This window comes from Sorangium sp. So ce1153 (assembly GCF_051521595.1).
Lineage (GTDB): Bacteria > Myxococcota_A > Polyangia > Polyangiales > Polyangiaceae > Sorangium.
The window spans coordinates 11,259,471-11,276,827 of sequence record NZ_CP150361.1; the positions used below are offsets into that span (position 1 = coordinate 11,259,471).

At 70.7% G+C, this 17,357-nt stretch carries 16 protein-coding genes and 1 pseudogene; 14 read left to right on the forward strand and 3 right to left on the reverse strand.

Going from position 1 to position 17,357, the window contains the following annotated elements; genetic code table 11:
* Window positions 1-357 precede the first annotated feature (357 nt).
* On the reverse strand, window positions 358-714 hold the full coding sequence (locus WME85_RS40835) for an antibiotic biosynthesis monooxygenase family protein (RefSeq protein ID WP_437304452.1): 357 nt from the start codon (window positions 712-714) through the stop codon (window positions 358-360).
* A 923-nt stretch (window positions 715-1,637) separates the two neighbouring features.
* Here WME85_RS40835 and WME85_RS40840 point away from each other — a divergent pair.
* The 9 genes from WME85_RS40840 (at window position 1,638) to WME85_RS40880 (ending at window position 12,266) form a co-directional block, all read left to right on the forward strand.
* Entirely contained in the window at window positions 1,638-2,756 is a 1,119-nt protein-coding gene (locus WME85_RS40840) for an NAD-dependent epimerase/dehydratase family protein (RefSeq protein ID WP_437829178.1), read from the forward strand.
* Window positions 2,753-3,880 carry an SDR family NAD(P)-dependent oxidoreductase gene (locus WME85_RS40845; RefSeq protein ID WP_437829180.1) on the forward strand — a complete coding sequence of 376 codons (1,128 nt, stop codon included), beginning with the start codon at window positions 2,753-2,755 and terminating at the stop codon, window positions 3,878-3,880. The genes WME85_RS40840 and WME85_RS40845 overlap by 4 nt, the downstream gene beginning before the upstream one ends.
* Entirely contained in the window at window positions 3,877-5,181 is a 1,305-nt protein-coding gene (locus tag WME85_RS40850) for a TIGR04295 family B12-binding domain-containing radical SAM protein (RefSeq protein WP_437829182.1), read from the forward strand. Before WME85_RS40845 ends, WME85_RS40850 begins: the two co-directional genes overlap by 4 nt.
* Window positions 5,174-6,370 carry a glycosyltransferase family 4 protein gene (locus WME85_RS40855; protein WP_437829184.1) on the forward strand — a complete coding sequence of 399 codons (1,197 nt, stop codon included), beginning with the start codon at window positions 5,174-5,176 and terminating at the stop codon, window positions 6,368-6,370. Before WME85_RS40850 ends, WME85_RS40855 begins: the two co-directional genes overlap by 8 nt.
* Window positions 6,371-6,373: 3 nt before the next feature.
* Complete coding sequence (locus WME85_RS40860) at window positions 6,374-7,510, forward strand: CgeB family protein (protein ID WP_437829187.1); 1,137 nt, start codon at window positions 6,374-6,376, stop codon at window positions 7,508-7,510.
* Window positions 7,507-8,646: a CgeB family protein gene (locus tag WME85_RS40865; protein ID WP_437829190.1), complete on the forward strand. Its 1,140-nt coding sequence runs from the start codon at window positions 7,507-7,509 to the stop codon at window positions 8,644-8,646. Before WME85_RS40860 ends, WME85_RS40865 begins: the two co-directional genes overlap by 4 nt.
* A complete protein-coding gene (locus WME85_RS40870; protein ID WP_437829192.1) occupies window positions 8,643-9,743 on the forward strand; it encodes a CgeB family protein in 1,101 nt (366 codons plus the stop codon). Before WME85_RS40865 ends, WME85_RS40870 begins: the two co-directional genes overlap by 4 nt.
* A 144-nt stretch (window positions 9,744-9,887) precedes the next feature.
* Window positions 9,888-10,898, forward strand: coding sequence for a UDP-glucuronic acid decarboxylase family protein (locus tag WME85_RS40875; RefSeq protein WP_437829194.1), 1,011 nt, complete (start codon window positions 9,888-9,890; stop codon window positions 10,896-10,898).
* 54 nt (window positions 10,899-10,952) lie between these two features.
* Window positions 10,953-12,266, forward strand: a complete 1,314-nt coding sequence (locus WME85_RS40880; RefSeq protein ID WP_437829196.1) for an inositol-3-phosphate synthase — start codon at window positions 10,953-10,955, stop codon at window positions 12,264-12,266.
* Between the two features lie 100 nt (window positions 12,267-12,366).
* Here the strand turns inward: WME85_RS40880 and WME85_RS40885 are convergent.
* Window positions 12,367-12,705, reverse strand: a pseudogene (locus WME85_RS40885) (sigma factor); the annotation flags it as partial.
* Window positions 12,706-12,841: 136 nt separating this feature from the next.
* On the opposite strand from WME85_RS40885, the gene WME85_RS40890 reads away from it, so the two are divergent.
* The gene (locus WME85_RS40890) at window positions 12,842-13,321 is read left to right on the forward strand and encodes a carboxymuconolactone decarboxylase family protein (protein ID WP_437842505.1); all 480 of its coding nucleotides are present in this window, start codon (window positions 12,842-12,844) and stop codon (window positions 13,319-13,321) included.
* 139 nt (window positions 13,322-13,460) lie between these two features.
* Here the strand turns inward: WME85_RS40890 and WME85_RS40895 are convergent, their stop codons facing one another.
* Window positions 13,461-14,351, reverse strand: a complete 891-nt coding sequence (locus tag WME85_RS40895; protein ID WP_437829198.1) for an SDR family NAD(P)-dependent oxidoreductase — start codon at window positions 14,349-14,351, stop codon at window positions 13,461-13,463.
* Window positions 14,352-14,478: 127 nt separating this feature from the next.
* Between WME85_RS40895 and WME85_RS40900 the strand changes: the two genes are divergently transcribed.
* The 4 genes from WME85_RS40900 (at window position 14,479) to WME85_RS40915 (ending at window position 17,274) form a co-directional block, all read left to right on the forward strand.
* A complete protein-coding gene (locus WME85_RS40900) occupies window positions 14,479-15,105 on the forward strand; it encodes a TetR/AcrR family transcriptional regulator (protein WP_437829199.1) in 627 nt (208 codons plus the stop codon).
* Window positions 15,106-15,358: 253 nt separating this feature from the next.
* On the forward strand, window positions 15,359-15,712 hold the full coding sequence (locus WME85_RS40905) for a hypothetical protein (protein WP_437829202.1): 354 nt from the start codon (window positions 15,359-15,361) through the stop codon (window positions 15,710-15,712).
* Window positions 15,713-16,234 carry an HNH endonuclease gene (locus WME85_RS40910; protein ID WP_437829204.1) on the forward strand — a complete coding sequence of 174 codons (522 nt, stop codon included), beginning with the start codon at window positions 15,713-15,715 and terminating at the stop codon, window positions 16,232-16,234.
* A 632-nt stretch (window positions 16,235-16,866) separates the two neighbouring features.
* Window positions 16,867-17,274, forward strand: a complete 408-nt coding sequence (locus WME85_RS40915; RefSeq protein ID WP_437829206.1) for a hypothetical protein — start codon at window positions 16,867-16,869, stop codon at window positions 17,272-17,274.
* The last annotated feature ends 83 nt before the right edge of the window (window positions 17,275-17,357 follow it).

A 17,357-nucleotide genomic window follows, 5' to 3' on the forward strand; every position in this document is an offset into this window, starting at 1 on the left:
GCTGTGGGCGGCCGCGCGTCCTTCCGGGCTCCGCCGCCGGTCCGGGCGAGACCGGCCGCGCGATGTCGCGGCGAGAGATCGTGGCGAGAGCGTGGCGAGAGCGTGGAAGGACGGCGGGTCGCCGGGCCGATGCGCTTCATGACCTGGCGGCTCTGCGCGTCGAGCCGGACAGGTCGGACCGTGGACGAATATCCGCTATAACAGACGCTGCGGGCGGAAGCTACTGTCGCGGCAGCCGCGCCGCGCGCGTGCGCCCGGCTCGCGGCGCGGCGCGCGGGGGGGACTGGCGGCGCGCGGGGGGACTGGCGGCGCGCGGGGACCCGCGGCGCCCGGCCGATCCGCCGGACGCGCTCGGGGCTACTCCTGCAGGTCGGTGCTGAGGAAGACCTCGTGGATATCGAGCTTGCTCGGGCCCGCGAACATCTCCTTCGGCGCGCGGTTCCGGTGCGCCTCGGCGAACGCGGGGCTCCTCGTCCAGGCGATGAAGTCGTCCATGGAGCGCCACCAGGTCTTGACCTCATAGAAGCCCTGCGTGTCCGGATCCGGGCTCCACGCGCCGGTCGCGTGGTCCAGCTTCATCGGCCTCGGCCGGTGCACCTCGTTCCGGATGAAGCCGGGCGCGCGATCGACCAGATGGACCCGATTCTTGAAGCGGTCCTCGAAGTCGGCCTCATGGCCCTCGGCGACGGGAATGCGGTTGGTGACGACGATCATGGCTCCTCCTCCTTGATGGGTGCCCGAGGCCCGCGCGGCGCGAGCGACGGCGAGCTTAGCAGTGCTGGCGCCCCTCCGGCACCGCGACGTGCGCCACCCCGGAGCTCATCGCGAATATTTTTGGAATTTCCTGTCACTCATGGGAATGCACTCCACGGCGCTCGGTCGGTCGAAACAGGCGCTTGCGCTGCTGAATCGGATTGACAAGTCCGCCCCCCGGCTCCTTTATCCGGGAGGCCCCTCATGAACGGCTCCGAGAAGGTTGACGGCAGACCCGGAGAAGACGGGCTCGATCGCTCGGAGATCGAAGGGGTCGTGCGCAGGGGACATCCACGCGCTCTCGCAGGTCTCGAAGGATCTCGAGCGCAAGGAGAGCTTCCAGGCGGCGCTGGCCGCCCGGATCACCAGCTTCGCGGGGCCCATGACGTTCGTCTTTTTCCATGCCGGCATTGGCAGAGATCGAGCGCGCAAAGCAAAGCGTCACTGTGGCGGCGGCACTACGGACTCTCCTTAAAAGAGCGCCGGTATCCCCTGACCTCATGTGAAACTCACGGACAGCCTCTGCCCCGCTGCTGTCCTTTCCAGACGCGTTGCAGCCTGTCCTGAGGGCTGTCAGGCAAATCCCGGATAGCCTTGGCGGAACACGAGCACTTCTCGGCGGGATTCGGGAGGTCCTGCTGAACGGGGCTCGAGTCAAACTCTCACGAAGCGCCCTTGCAGGCTCGTGAATAACATGTTACTCGGAGGTCGTCCCGGGCATCGATTGTACGATGTCCGCAGCGAACAGAGCCGGGCGCGAAGCCGCAGCGATTGTTCGGAGCGCAGGGTGGCAGCAAGGGCGCCCTGTTCTTATAGCCCGGTCTAGCCTCGTCCGTTCAGGCTCGTGGCGCTTTGCCACGCATTGACCAGCGACCCAGAGGAATATGGCCAGTCACGTCCTCATCACCGGCGGAGCGGGGTTCATCGGCTCGCATGTCGCCGACGAGCTCTTGCGCCAGGGACATCGCGTCCGGGCGCTCGACAGCCTCCTACCCCAGGTGCACGGCCCCGAGCGCCGCCGCCCGGCGTACCTCAACCAGGACGTCGAGCTCATCGTGGGTGACGTCCGCGACCGCAGCGCGGTGAAGTCGGCGCTCCGCGGCGTGGACGTCGTGTACCACTTCGCGGCCATGGTCGGGGTGGGACAGAGCATGTACAAGATCGAGGAGTACACCTCGGTCAACAACCTCGGCACCGCCGTCCTCCTCGAGGAGCTCGCCGAGAAGCCGGTCGCGCGGCTGATCGTCGCCTCGAGCATGAGCGTGTACGGCGAGGGGCTCTACCGGAACGCCTCCGGCGCCGTCGTCCCCGGGACGAGCCGGCCGCTCGAGCAGCTCAAGCGCGGCGACTGGGAGGTCCGGAGCGAGGCCGGCGAGGCGCTCACGCCCGTGCCGACCCCCGAGTCCAAGACGCCGTCGCTCGAGTCGGTCTATGCGCTCTCCAAGTACGACCAAGAGCGGCTCTGCCTGACGATCGGGCGCGCCTACAGCATCCCGACCGTCGCCCTCCGCTTCTTCAACGTCTATGGCCGCCGCCAGGCCCTCTCCAACCCGTATACAGGCGTCCTCGCCATCTTCGCCGCGCGGCTCCTCAACGACCGTCCGCCGCTCATCTTCGAAGACGGGCTGCAGCGGCGCGATTTCGTGAGCGTCGCCGACATCTCCCGCGCCTGCGTCCGGGTCCTCAGCGCCGACTCCGCCGTGGGCCAGGTGCTCAACATCGGCAGCGGAAAGTCATCCACCGTGCGCGAGGTCGCCGAGCACGTCCGGCGGGTGATGGGCAAGGATCGGATCGACCCCGAGATCACCGGGAAATCGCGGCTGGGCGACATCCGCCATTGCTTCTCCGACATCACCGCGGCCCGGCGCAAGATCGGGTATGAGCCCCAGGTCTCGCTCGAGGAAGGGCTGCGCGATCTCGCCGGCTGGCTCGAGGGCCAGGTGGCGAAGGACGCCGTCGCGCAGGCGCGCGCCGAGCTGGAGTCCCGGGGGCTGACGGTATGAGCGGCGCGGACCTCGACGCCACCCTGCCGACCGGGCTGCCGGCGCGCCCGGCGCTGATCACCGGCGGCGCCGGCTTCATCGGGGCCAACGTGGCCCACCGCCTGCTCCAGGCGGGCGAGTCGGTGCTCCTCTTCGACAACCTCGCGCGGCCCTCGGTGGCGCGCAACGTGGACTGGCTGAGGCGCGTCCACGGCGACCGCGTCACGCTGATCACCGGCGACGTGCGGGACGCCGGCGCGGTGGCCGACGCGGTCCGGCGCGCCTCGAGCGTCTTCCATTTCGCCGCCCAGGTCGCGGTGACCACCAGCCTCGTCCGGCCGGTGGAGGACTTCGAGATCAACGCCCGGGGGACGCTCAACGTGCTCGAGGCGCTCCGCGCCCTGAGCGCCCCGCCGCCGCTGCTCTTCACGTCCACCAACAAGGTGTATGGCGGCCTCCCCGACGTCCCGCTCCAGTGCCGCGATCGGCACTACGAGCCCGAGGACCCGAAGCTCCGCGCCTCCGGCATCTCCGAGGCCCGCCCGCTCGACTTCCACAGCCCCTACGGCTGCTCCAAGGGCACGGCGGACCAGTACGTCATCGACTACGCCCGCACCTTCGGGCTCCCCGCGGCGGTGTTCCGGATGAGCTGCATCTACGGGCCTCGCCAGTTCGGGACCGAGGACCAGGGCTGGGTCGCCCATTTCCTCCTCCAGGCGCTCCGGCGCGAGCCGATCACCCTCTACGGCGACGGGATGCAGGTCCGCGACGTGCTCTTCATCGACGACCTCGTCGACGCCTTCCTCCTCGCCCGCAAGAACATCCGGCAGCTCTCCGCGACGGCCTTCAACATCGGCGGGGGCCCGGAGAACACGATCAGCCTGCTCGAGCTGCTCGACATGATCGAGGAGCTCGACGGCAAGCGCCCCGCGACCGGCTTCGAGGGGTGGCGGCCCGGCGATCAGCGCTACTACGTCTCCGATTGCCGCCGGTTCTCCGCGGCGACCGGGTGGTGGCCGCGCGTCCGGGTCCGCGAGGGCGTCCGCAAGCTGTACGGGTGGCTGCGCGAGCTGACGGAGCTGACCGGCACCGGCAAGGGCGCCAGCCAGGCGGTCGAGGAGCTGCGCATGGAGAGCGTCGGGTGAGGTTCGCGCTGGTCAACCCGCCCTGGAGCTTCGAGGGGAGCATCTATTTCGGCTGCCGCGAGCCGCACCTGCCGCTCGAGTACGGCTACGCCAGGGCGCTGCTCGAGGCCGCGGGGCACGAGGCGACGATCGTCGACGCCCAGGCCCGGGGCCTCTCGCAGGGCGCGCTCCGCGACGAGGTGGCCGCGCTCCGCCCCGACGCCATCGTGGTGACCACGGCGCCGAGCTACCTCTTCTGGCGCTGCGCCCCGCCCGAGCTCCGCGTCCCCCAGCAGACGCTGCACGCGCTCCGCGACCTGCCGGGCCTCCGGTTCGCCGTCGGCCCCCACGCCTCCACCACCCCCCGCGCCACCCTGCGCAAGCTCGCTGTCGACGCGGTGGTCCTGGGCGAGTGCGAGGAGGTGCTCGTCCAGCTCGCGGAGCTCCCGCGCTCGCGCTGGGGCGAGATCGCCTCGATCGCCCACGTCGTCGATGGCGGGGAGGAGCGCGTCCAGGGGGGCCCGCACGCCACCGACATGGCGCGGCTCCCGGCCCTCCGCTGGGACGACGCCACGGTGGCGCGCCACGCCCACCACCACCACCGCTTCGACACGGCGCCGGTCGGCCCCGGGGCCGAGGTCGAGACGTCGCGGGGGTGCCCGTACCACTGCACCTTCTGCGCGAAGGACAACTTCCGCGACCGCTACCGCAAGCGACCGCTCCCGGTGATCCTCGACGAGCTCGACGCGCTCATCGCCCAGGGCGTCCGCTACGTCTACTTCATCGACGAGATCTTCCTGCCCGACCGCCCGCTGCTCGAGGCGCTCGTGGGTCGCCAGGTGTCGTTCGGCGTCCAGATGCGCGTCGACAACTGGAACCGCGAGATGCTCGACCTGCTCGGCAAGGCGGGGTGCATCTCGATCGAGGCGGGGGTGGAGAGCATCACGAAGGAGGGCAGGAGCCTCCTGGCCAAGCACTGCAAGCTCTCGACCGAGCAGCTCAGCGACCTGCTGATCCACGCCAAGAAGAGCGTCCCCTTCGTCCAGGCGAACCTGATCCAGTCGCAGACCGACGACCCGGCGGACGTCACCGCCTTCCGGGATCGGCTCCGGGAGCACGGCGTGTGGGCGAACGAGCCGGTGCCGATGTTCCCCTACCCCGGCTCGCCCGACTACACGATGCGCTGGGGCCTCCCCGACGATCAGGCGTGGGAGCGCTCGGTCACGCACTACCTCGGCCAGTTCGATCACTTCAGCGACATCCAGGAGAGCCGCCCGCTGCCGCTCTCCGAGCTGGAGGTCGCCGCGCCGGGCCATGGGTGACGCCTTGCACGAGCCCGGCTCCGTCCTGATGACCGCGGACACCGTGGGAGGCGTCTTCTCCTACGCGGTCGAGCTCGCGCGCGCGCTCGCGGAGCACGGGGTGCGGACGTCGCTCGCCACGATGGGCGGGCCGCTCTCGGCGGCCCAGCGCGAGGCGGTCGGCCGCGTGCCCGGGCTCGCCCTGTTCGAGAGCTCCTTCCGGCTCGAGTGGATGGACGACCCCTGGGACGACGTCGCGCGCGCCGGGGAGTGGCTCCTCGACATCGAGGAGCGCGTCCGCCCGGACGTGGTCCACCTGAACGGCTACGCGCACGGCGCCCTCGGCTTCCGCGCCCCGAAGCTCGTGGTGGCGCACTCGTGCGTCCTCTCCTGGTGGGCCGCCGTCCTCGGCGGGGAGGCGCCGCCGCAGTACGCCCGCTACCGGCGCGAGGTAGCGAGCGGGCTCGCCGGCGCGTCGGCCGTGGTGGCGCCGACCCAGGCGATGCTCGACGCCCTGCGGCGCCACCACGGCGCGCTCTCGCCTTCGAGTCCCTTGCGTTCCAGCCGCGCCCGCGCGGTGGTGATCCCCAACGCCGCCGACCCCGAGCGGTTCGCCCCGCGGCCCAAGGAGGACTTCATCCTCGCCGTCGGGCGGCTCTGGGACCAGGCCAAGAACGTCGCCGCGCTCGGCGAGGTCGCCCCTCACCTCCCCTGGCCGATCCGGGTGGCCGGCAGCGACATCCACCCAGGCGGGGGCGCGCGGCCGATCCCGTCGCTCGAGCACCTCGGCGTGCTCTCGCCTTCCGGCGTCGCCGCCGCGCTCGCCCGCGCGTCGATCTACGCGCACCCGGCCCGCTACGAGCCGTTCGGCCTGTCGGTCCTCGAGGCGGCGCTCTCCGGCTGCGCCCTGGTCCTCGGCGACATCCCCAGCCTGCGCGAGGTGTGGCGCGACGCGGCCCTCCACGTCGACCCCGGCGACGCTGGCGCGCTCCGGCGCGCGCTCCAGTCGCTCATCGACGACCCCGGCGCGCGGCGGGAGCTCGCGTCCCGAGCGCGCGCCCGCGCCTTCGACTTCGCGCCGCGGCGGATGGCCCGGGGCTACCTGCACCTCTACGGCGATCTCCTCCGGCGCCGGTCCGACGCGCGGCGCTCGCCGGCGTACGAGGGCGCGCGTGAAGCCGCGATCGCCGCCGCCGCGGGAGGCGAGTGAACCATGCGCATCGTCCTTTTCTGCCACTCCCTGCTGTCCGACTGGAACCACGGGAACGCGCACTTCCTCCGCGGCGTGGTCACCGAGCTCGCCGAGCGCGGGCACGACGTCCGCGTCTTCGAGCCCAGGGACGCCTGGAGCCTCCAGAACCTCGTCGCCGATCACGGCGAGGCGCCCCTGATCGAGGTGCGCGACGTCTACCCGCACGTCGACCCGGTCCGGTACGACCTCGCCTCGCTCGACCTGGACCAGGCGCTCGAGGGCGCCTCGCTGGTCATCGTCCACGAGTGGAGCGAGCCCGAGCTGGTCGCCCGCGTCGGCGCCCACCGGACGGGCGCGTCGTACCGGCTGCTCTTCCACGACACGCACCACCGGTCGGTCACGGATCCCGGGGCCATGGCCCGCTACGACCTCACCCACTACGACGGCGTGCTCGCCTTCGGCCGGGTGATCCGCGACATCTACCTCGAGCGCCGCTGGGCCCGCCGCGCCTTCCTCTGGCACGAGGCCGCGGACACCCGGGTGTTCCGCCCGCGCCCCGACATCAAGCCCGAGCGCGATCTCGTGTGGGTCGGCAACTGGGGCGACGAGGAGCGCACGCGCGAGCTCGACGAGTTCCTGATCGGCCCGGCGCGCGACCTCGGCCTCTCCGCCCGCGTGCACGGGGTGCGCTACCCCGACCACGCCCGCGCCGCGCTCCAGGCGGCCGGGATCGAGTACCGCGGCTGGCTCCCCAACCACCGCGCGCCCGACGCGTTCGCGCGGGCGCGGGTGACCGTCCACGTCCCGCGGCGGCCCTACGTCGCGTCGCTCCCGGGCATCCCGACCATCCGGCCGTTCGAGGCCATGGCCTGCGCCATCCCGCTCGTCTGCTCGCCGTGGAGCGACGCGGAGGAGCTCTTCTCGCCCGGGCTCGACTACCTCGTCGCGCGGGACGGCGACGAGATGAAGCGGCACCTGCGCGCCCTCCTCGCCGAGCCCGCCATGGCGGCCGAGCTGGCGGAGCGGGGGCGCAAGACGGTCCTCGCGCGCCACACCTGCGCCCACCGCGCCAACGAGCTCCTGCGCGTCTGCGCCGACCTCGGCATCGAGGTCGACCGCCCCGCGCCCGCCGCCACCACCCAGCGAGCCACCGCATGAACCGACGCCCTGCCTCGAGCCGATCGCTCGACATCGCCTTCTTCGGATCGAGCCTCGTCTCCGCCTACTGGAACGGAGCCGCCACCTACTACCGCGGCATCATCCGCGCCCTCGCCGCGCGCGGCCACCGCGTCACGTTCTACGAGCCGGACGCCTACGACCGGCAGAAGCACCGCGACATCGAGGACCCGCCGTGGGCCCGCGTGGTGGTCTACTCCGGCACGGACGCCGCGGAGCCGCGGCGCCTCGTCGAGCAGGCCCGGAGCGCCGACGTGGTCGTCAAGGCGAGCGGTGTCGGCGTCTTCGACGAGCTGCTCGAGGCCGAGGTCGCCGCGCTCGAGCGGCCGGGGCTGAGGACGATCTTCTGGGACGTCGACGCGCCGGCCACGCTCGAGCGCGTCCGCGCCAACCCGACGGACCCGTTCCGCGCGCACATCCCGCGCTACAGCTTCGTCTTCACCTACGGCGGCGGCGACCCCGTGGTGCGCGGCTACGAGGCGCTCGGCGCGCGGCGCTGCGTGCCAATCTACAACGCGCTCGACCCCGAGACCCACTTCGAGGTCGCGCCAGATCCGCGATTTGATTGCGATTTCGCGCTCCTCGCCAACCGCCTCCCGGACCGGGAGCGGCGGGTGGAGGAGTTCTTCCTGCGGCCCGCGGCCGCGCTGCCCGAGCTGCGGTTCCTGCTCGGCGGCAACGGCTGGCAGGACAAGGCGATGCCGCCGAACGTCCGGTACGTCGGGCACGTCTACACGGCGGATCACAACGCCTTCAACGCCAGCGCCCGCGCGGTGCTGAACGTGGCGCGCGACAGCATGGCGTCGGTCGGCTTCTCCCCGGCGACCCGGGTCTTCGAGGCCGCGGGCGCTGCCGCGTGCCTGATCACCGACGCGTGGGAGGGGATCGAGCTCTTCCTGGAGCCCGAGCGCGAGGTGCTCGTCGCCAGGGACGGCGACGAGGTCGCGAAGATCCTCCGCGCGCTCACGCCCGCGCGGGCCCGCGCCATCGGCCAGGCGTCGAAGCAGCGCGTGCTCGCCGAGCACACCTACGCGGAGCGGGCGAAGCAGGTCGAAGCGCTGCTCGCCCGGCCTGACGACGCAACTGACGACGCAACCCTCACCGCGACCGCGCCGTGAAGACCACCTCCTTCGTTTTCCTGGGCCTGTCGATCACCTCGTCGTGGGGCAACGGCCACGCGACGACCTACCGCGGGCTCGTCAAGCGGCTGGCCCAGCGCGGGCACCGCGTGCTGTTCCTCGAGCGGGACCTCTGGTTCTACGCGGAGAACCGCGATCTCCCGCGCCCTCCCTACGGGCAGACCGAGCTCTACCAGAGCCTCGACGACCTCCGCGCGCGCTTCGGCGACGCGGTGCGCGACGCGGACATGGTGGTGGTCGGGTCCTACGTGCCCGACGGGGTCGAGGTCGGCGCCTGGGTGACGGAGACGGCGCGCGGGAAGACGGCGTTCTACGACATCGACACGCCGGTGACGCTGAAGAAGCTCGAGCGGGGCGACACCGAGTACCTGTCTCCGGCGCTGATCCCGCGGTACGACCTTTACCTCTCGTTCACCGGCGGCCCCACGCTCGACCTGCTCGAGCGGCGCTACGGGGCGAAGCGGGCGCGCCCGCTCTACTGTTCGGTGGACCCGGACGAGTACTTCCCCGAGCGCGTCGCGCCGCGCTGGGATCTCGGCTACCTCGGCACCTACAGCGCCGATCGCCAGCCCACCGTGGATCGGCTCCTCGTCGAGCCGGCGCGCCGCTGGGAGCAGGGCCGCTTCGCCGTCGCCGGGCCGCAGTACCCGGCGGACATCGCGTGGCCTGCCAACGTCGACCGGACCGACCACATCCCGCCGGGCGAGCACCGCGGCTTCTACGGCGCGCAGCGCTTCACGCTGAACGTCACGCGGCGGGACATGATCGAGGCGGGGTACTCGCCGAGCGTGCGCCTCTTCGAGGCGGCGGCGTGCGGCGTGCCGGTGATCAGCGACGAATGGCCGGGGCTCGACGAGCTCTTCGAGCCTGGCAAGGAGATCCTCGTCGCCCGCTCCTCGGAGGAGGCGCTCCGCCTCCTGCGCGAGTTCCCCGAGCGGGAGCGGATCGCGATCGGGCAGCGGGCGCGGGAGCGCGTGCTCGCCCGGCACACCGCGGCGCACCGCGCCGAGGCGCTGGAGAGATACGCCCGGGAGCTGCTCGACGGGCAGGAGCTCCCAGGGGACCGGAGACAGTGACATCGACGTGTGGTGTCGGGCTTGGAACAGCGTGCTGCCAATGACGGATGACGAAGCGACCGTGACGAGGATGCATCCTTTGGCGCTCACCCCACCCGGGGCTGGCGGTCGGTCGTCGTCTCCTGGAGAGGAGGTCAGAGAGACATGAGCGCTGCGCTGCGCATCCTGGTGACCGGAGGCGCCGGCTTCGTCGGCTCCCACCTGTGTGATCGGCTGATCCGCGATGGCCACGAGGTCGTCGCGCTCGACGATCTCTCGACCGGCTCCCGGGCCAACGTCGCCCACCTCCTCCACCACCGCCGCTTCCAGCTGCTGGAGCACGACGTCACCCAGGCCTACGACGTCAAGGTCGACCGCATCTACAACCTCGCCTCGCCGGCGAGCCCGCCGCACTACCAGCGCGATCCGGTCCGGACGACGATGGTCAACGTGGTCGGCACGCACAACGCGCTGAAGCTCGCCGAGAGCTGCGGGGCGCGGGTCTTCCAGGCGTCGACCAGCGAGGTCTACGGCGATCCCGAGGTCCACCCGCAGCCCGAGAGCTACCGTGGCTCGGTGAACCCGATCGGGATCCGCTCCTGTTATGACGAGGGGAAGCGCTGCGCCGAGTCGCTGGTGATGGACTTCCACCGCAGCCGCGGCGTCGAGGTCCGGATGGCGCGGATCTTCAACACCTACGGTCCGCGGATGGCGCTCGACGACGGGCGCGTCGTGTCGAACTTCATCGTGCAGGCGCTGCGGGGCGAGGATCTGACGGTTTACGGGGCCGGCTCGCAGACGCGGAGCTTCTGCTACGTGGACGATCTCGTCGAGGGGATCGTGCGGCTGATGGAGCACCCCACCGAGACGGGCCCCGTGAACCTGGGCAATCCCGAGGAGTTCACGGTGCTGGAGCTGGCCGAGGAGGTGATTCACCTGACCGGGAGCCGGAGCCGGATCGCGTACCGCCCGCTGCCGCAGGACGATCCGCGGCAGCGGCAGCCGGTCATCGACCACGCGAAGCGGGTGCTCGGGTTCGAGCCGAAGGTGCCGCTCCGGGTGGGCTTGCGCCGGACGATCGAGGGTTTCCGGAGCGTGCTCGGGCTGGGCCGTCACGCGCCCGCGCTGGCGGCGTCGGAGGGCGACAAGCCATTACCGCAGGCCGTGAACGGCTGAGCTGAACGAGCAGACCGGGAGCGGCTGCGCTGGATCGAGCAAGGAGATGATCGGATGAAGCAGCCGCAGAAACTGGTGAAGCCGCAGGGGAAGCTGGCCGTGCTCCTCCCGGGGCTCGGGGCCGTGTCGACGACGACGATCGCGGGCGTGATGCTCGCGCGGCGCGGGGTCGCCGCGCCGGTGGGGGCGCTGACGCAGCTCGGGACGATCCGGCTGGGGAAGCGCACGGAGAACCGTTCCCCGCAGATCAAGGATTTCGTCCCGCTCGCGTCGCTCGATGATCTCGAGTTCGGCGGCTGGGACATCTTCCCTGACAATGCCCACGAGGCGGCGGTGGAGGCGAAGGTGCTCGAGGCCGCGCACCTCGATGCGGTCCGTGAGGAGCTCGCGGCGGTGACGCCGATGAAGGCGGTGTTCTACCCGGACTACGTGCGCCGGCTCCACGGCCCGCACGTGAAGACCGGCCGGAGCAAGGCCGACATGGTGGAGCAGCTGCGGGACGACATCCGCGGCTTCGTGCGGTCGCGCGGGGCGGACCGGGCGGTGGCGGTGTGGTGCGGCTCGACGGAGATCTTCATCGCGCCTTCGGAGGTGCACCGGTCGGTGGCGGCGTTCGAGGCGGGGCTGCTCGCGAACCACCCGGGCATCTCGAACTCGCAGATCTACGCGTGGGCGTGCATCAAGGAGGGGGTCCCGTTCGCGAACGGGGCGCCGAACCTGACCGTGGATTTCCCCGCGGCGGCGGAGCTCTCGCGGACGCACGGGGTGCCGATCGCGGGCAAGGACTTCAAGACGGGGCAGACCCTGATGAAGACGGTGATCGCGCCGGCGTTCAAGGCGCGGATGCTCGGGATCTCGGGGTGGTTCTCGACGAACATCCTCGGCAACCGCGACGGCGTGGTGCTCGACGATCCGGACTCGTTCAAGACGAAGGAGGCCTCGAAGCTCAGCGTGCTCGAGCAGATCCTCCAGCCCGGGCTCTACAAGGAGCTGTATTCGAAGCTCTACCACAAGGTGCGGATCGAGCATTATCCGCCGCGCGGGGACGCGAAGGAGGGCTGGGACAACATCGATCTGTTCGGGTGGCTCGGCTATCCGATGCAGATGAAGGTGAACTTCCTCTGCCGGGACTCGATCCTGGCGGCGCCGATCGTGCTCGACCTGGCGCTGTTCCTCGACCTCGCGTCGCGGGCCGGCTTCAGCGGGACGCAGGAGTGGCTGAGCTTCTACTTCAAGAGCCCGATGACGGCCCCGGAGCTCTACCCGGAGCACGACCTGTTCATCCAGTCGATGAAGCTGAAGAACACGCTGCGCTGGATGATGGGAGAAGAGCTGATCACGCACCTGGGAAACGAGTACTACGACTGAGCGCCCTGCCAGGCGAGCTCAAGCCCGAGGACGACCGCCGCGACAGCGCCCGGGTGCGGCGCGCGTTCCGGAGCACCCCGTACTCTCGAGCCCGGAGATGCACCACGAGCCGCGCGAGGCCGACGGAGTCGGCCAGCACCGCCTCGCGCTCGGGGTCGGTCCCGGCCTTGCGGTCCGCGGCGGGGTCGGGCGCGGCCATCGGCTCCTCGCGCCGCGCCTTGCGCGAGCGCAGCATGTCGAGGCACACCCGCGCCACGACCGTCGTCAGCCACCCGCCCAGGTTGTCGACGCCGCTCGTGTCGGCGCGGCTCAGGTGGAGCCAGGACTCCTGCACGGCGTCTTCCGCCTCGCCCAGGGAGCCGAGCATCCGGTAGGCCACCGCCCGCAGGTGGGCCCGGTGGGCCTCGAACCGCTCCGCCAGCCAACAATTTTCATCCATCGGTCACACTCCCTCGTCGCGCTTCGTCATGGCTGTGACGAACGAATCCTAGCCGATGTGACGACGCGAACGGACGTTCAGCGCCCCGTCACGGTCGGCGAGCACAGCCGAACCCCTCGAGAGGATCACGATCATGCTGAAAGCACGGATGAAGAACCCCGCGATGCTCATGCCGGAAGTCTTGCAGCCCTTCCACGCCCTGATCGGCGCGGTGAAGAAGAGCGGCGTGCCGGCGCGGACGCTCGAGCTCGTCCACCTGCGGGCGAGCCAGATCAACGGGTGCAGCTTCTGCGTCGACATAGGCGCGCGCGATCTCAAGAAGGCGGGCGAGACCGACGAGCGTCTGTTCACCGTGGCGGCCTGGCGCGAGGCGCCCTATTTCACCGACGCGGAGCGCGCTGCGCTGGCGCTCGCCGAGGCCACGACGAGGCTCAGCGATCGCGCGGATCCGGTGCCCGACGACGTCTGGGAGGAGGCCGCGAGGCATTACGACGAGCCGGCGCTCGCGGCGCTGGTCCTGCACATCGCGCTGACCAACTGCTTCAATCGCTTCAACGCCGCCACGAGGCAGGTCGCCGGCTCGATGAGGCTGGACGCGCGCGCGGACACTCGCTGAGGAGGCGTCGATACGCCCCGATGTTCACCGGCGTTCGCCGCCGGTCGAAGCTCTCCCGCCGCCGCCAGGCTCAGGCAGAGGTCATCGGCTCAGCCGGAAGTCGTGGGTGAGCGCTCCGAGGGCTCCAGGGCGTTCGGTGCTAGCGGAGATGTCCTCTGGAGGTGGCCGCCAGGACCGCCGGGGGGCGCGGCTTCATGATCCCCGAGGTGACGCGCAAGGCGAGCTCGCGCGGGAACAGGCGCGGCAAATTGGACTGAACCCAGTTCCGCAAGCCCACGATCAGCGAGGGACTCCCCTTCTCCAGACCGCGCAGGCCCGCAAGGACCACCTGCTCCGGTGTGGCCATCGGCCCGACTGCCACGTCGCGTGTCCCCACCACGTCGAAGAATCTCGTCTCCACCGGGCCCGGGCACAGGGCGATGACACGCACCCCGCGCTCGCGGACCTCCGCCCACAGCGCCTCCGTGAAGGAGAGCACGAATGCCTTGGTCGCTCCGTAGGTCGCCATGTACGGCAAGGGCTGGTAAGCGGCGATCGAGGCCACGTTGATGATCCCTCCCTCGCCGCGCTCGACCATGCCCGGAAGGAACAGGTGGCTCAGGTCCACCACGGCGGTGACGTTGAGCGTCACCTGCTCGTGCTGTCTGGCGAGAGGGGCCTCGTGGAACGGCCCGTGCGTGCCAAACGCGGCGTTGTTGACGAGCAGGTCCACGTGCAGGCCCTTCTCCTCGCACTGCGCGTGGAGCGCGCGCGCCGCTCCTTCCCGGCTGAGGTCCGAGGCCACCACCTCGACCGCGACGCCGTGGCGCTTCGCCAGCTCCGAGGCGAGCGCGCGGAGCTTGCCCTCGGATCGCGCCACGAGGACGAGGTCCATGCCGCGCGCGGCGAGCTCGCGGGCAAACGACTCGCCGATGCCCGAGGAGGCGCCGGTGACGAGCGCGCGGCGGCCCCGGTAGGGGAACGGGCCTGAGGCCCGGGCGGCGCGAGGCGAGGAGGAACGGGGCTCATGCTGTGAGGAAGCGGTTCGCATGTGCTAAGAATGTGAGCTCGCGCTCACGTTCTCAACTCGCCTTGTGCTCACATTTCCGCAAGGAGCCTTCATGCAGACGAGTGCATCGCTTTCTCGCCGAAGAAAGCCTCGCCAGACGCGGTCCCAGGTGACCTACGACGCCATCCTCACGGCGACCGCTCGCGTTCTCGTCAAGGATGGCTACGAGGCCGCCAGCACCAACCGCATCGCGCAGGAGGCGGGGGTCAGCGTCGGCTCGCTGTACCAGTACTTCTCGAGCAAGGAGGGGCTGGTGATGGCGGTCATGGATCACCACCGCGCCAGGTCGCTCGCGAGGTTCGAGGCCCGGGTGGCGGAGCTCGCGGGCGCGCCCCTGCGCGAGGCGCTCGGGGCGCTCATCGGCGAGGTGCTCGCGGAGAAGGTGGCCGATCCCCGGCTGCACCAGACGCTGCACGAGCTCTTGCCGCGCATGCGCCAGCTCGGCTACGTGGACTCCCACGAGCTGAAGATCTTCCGCGCGGTGCGCGCCTTCCTCGCGCCTCGCGCGACGGACATTCGCCCGCGCGACCTCGACATGGCGGTGTTCATCCTCGTCCACTCGGTCAATGCGCTCGCGTATGCCGCGACGACCGAACGCCCCGAGTACCTCCAGGGCGACGCCTTCGTGGAGGAGCTGTGCTCGCTCGTGGTCGGTTATCTCCGCCCCGAGGCGGCGCGCCCCCGCCCCGCCAATCGCAGGCAGTCCTCCGCGCGCCGCGGAGAAGGCAGCAGGTGAACGGTGGCGTCCGCAGCGTCGACCCTGCTGATTGCCGTACGTGCCGACCGTGGCCGCGCAACCGGGACACGTCGGAGGAGCTCCGCCATCGCCTGGGTTCGAGTGAGCTCGCGACCAACGATTCGGCACCGTGCCCTGCGTGCGCGTGCCGCCGGACAGGGAGATGGCGGCGGCTGTCCTATCCGCGTCTCCCCCCTTCGCGAGCGCCGGCCGTTGCCCCGGCGCTCCTGGCCTGGTAAATAGGGTGGCTGCCATGGGCTGGACCAAGGATGACCAGAGCAAGCTCGACCGCCTCCGTGGCAAGGAGCTCTCCGGCACGCTCACGGAGCCCGAGCAGGCGGACCTAGCGGCGCTCATGGCGCGGGTCGAGGCGGAGGAGGCGGCGGTGCTTGCCCCGGAGATGGCCCGGCTGCGTGCCGAGGTCGGCAACCTGGCGGCCGAGCTGACCAGAGTCGAGGGCGAGAACGAGCAGCTGGCCCAGCTCATGGCACAGCAACATGCCCTCGTGGCCGACACGCGCAGGTTCCTCGAAGAGTTCGACCGGCGCCGCGCCTCCATCCTCGACGGATTTACTCGCATCACCGGCGGCCCGCTGCCCGCTGCGTGAATGGCCGTCTCGGCTGAAACGCGCGCAATCGTGCGGGCCGCCTTCGGTGGCCGGTGTGGTTACTGCGGCGTTTCCGAGACGTCCGTGGGGGGCGAGCTGGAGATTGATCACTTCCACCCGCTGGCAGCAGGTGGCTCCGACGACGTTGAGAACCTCGTCTACGCTTGCACCGCGTGCAACCGGTTCAAGGGCGACTATGCCCCCGCACCCGATGCACCTGACAGCTTGCGGCTTCTTCGGCCGAGGCGTGACGATCTCGGCGCGCACGTGGAGGAGACGGTCCACGGCCGGCTGATCGGGCTCACGCCTCGCGGCTGGTTTCACATCCAGCGCCTTCACCTCAACCGCACCCAGCTCGTCGAGCGGCGCCATTTGCACCACGTCCTTCAGACGCAGGAAGCCGATCTCTCGCGGTCACGAGAGGCGGAGGCGCGTCTGCGGCGGGAAAATGAGGCGCTCCAAGGCGACATCGCTCGTCTTAGGGCAGCGGTGGCCGCTTTGCTTGGTGGAAGCGAGAGGTGATCCGGCGCCGTCGACGAGTACCACGCACGGCGCCCAACTATTACCGCCCAGTTTCGTTAATGCTCCAGCCCCTCGCATCGCGCATGCTGCTTGATGGTGAGGCGCTCTGTGCAGCGAAGATGGCCATCGTGGAGGGCGCTCGCTCGGCGTATGCCGCGAGGGAGGATGACGTCCACGGATGCGCGGACACGCATTCCCTTTAGCTGCACCGAATTCTCATCGGAAAAGCTACCGGCACGTAGCTGCATCCTTTCCGGCCACCGCTCGGAAATTCCCACCCATCGTTGCTCCCACGCTCGCCCCACGACGGGGTAGGTCCACAGCAGGAGCGGAGCAGCGGCGCGGTGCCGGCCACAAAATAGGCGACGAGGAGACCTGATCTTGGCGGACAGCCTCCTCGTCGTGCTCCGGTTCTTGTGCCCAGGAATCGAAGCAGTCGCAGTGTTATCCAGAGCGCCATCGACATCAAGCGCTGGCAGCAGCAACCCCCCTCGGTCGTCGAAGCGCGCCCTGCTCGCTGCCCCGCCTGCGGCGCCGCGAGTTGTCCGCTCGGAGGCACGATCCGGCTCCAAGGTCACGGCAGGCGCGAGCGGCAGGTCTGGGGTCCTGCCAGCCCGGACCATCGCCCCGAGGTGATCTCGGTCGCCGCCCGTCGCTACCGCTGCCTCGGTTGCGGCGCCGTGCTCCTCGTCGTTCCTCGCGGTGTGCTCGGCCGGCGCGCGTACAGCGCCGCCGCGATCGGCTTCGCCCTCGCGCTCTGGGGCCTGGCGCTCGCGACGGCAGCCGAGGTCCGGCGGCGCGTGGGACCGGCGAAGATCCTCGGCCAGAGCGCCGTCACCGGCTGGGCCACGCTGCGCCGGTGGGCGCGCGATGTCGCGCAGCGACATCTCTTTGCTGAAGCCCCAGACCCAGGCCCGTCCGCATCACTTCGCCAGAGCGCGGCCAGCGCCGCGGCGGCGCTGGCGGCGAGCGCGGACCCGACGACCCGGGCGCTGCCGATCGAGCACCGCGCCTTCTTCGGCGCCGCGCACGCGGCGTGAGGGCCTCTGCCCTCTCGAAGTCCGAATCGTACAGCCCACCTGAGAGGATCCCTGCCGAAAACGCCGTTGATCCCGGACAAGGA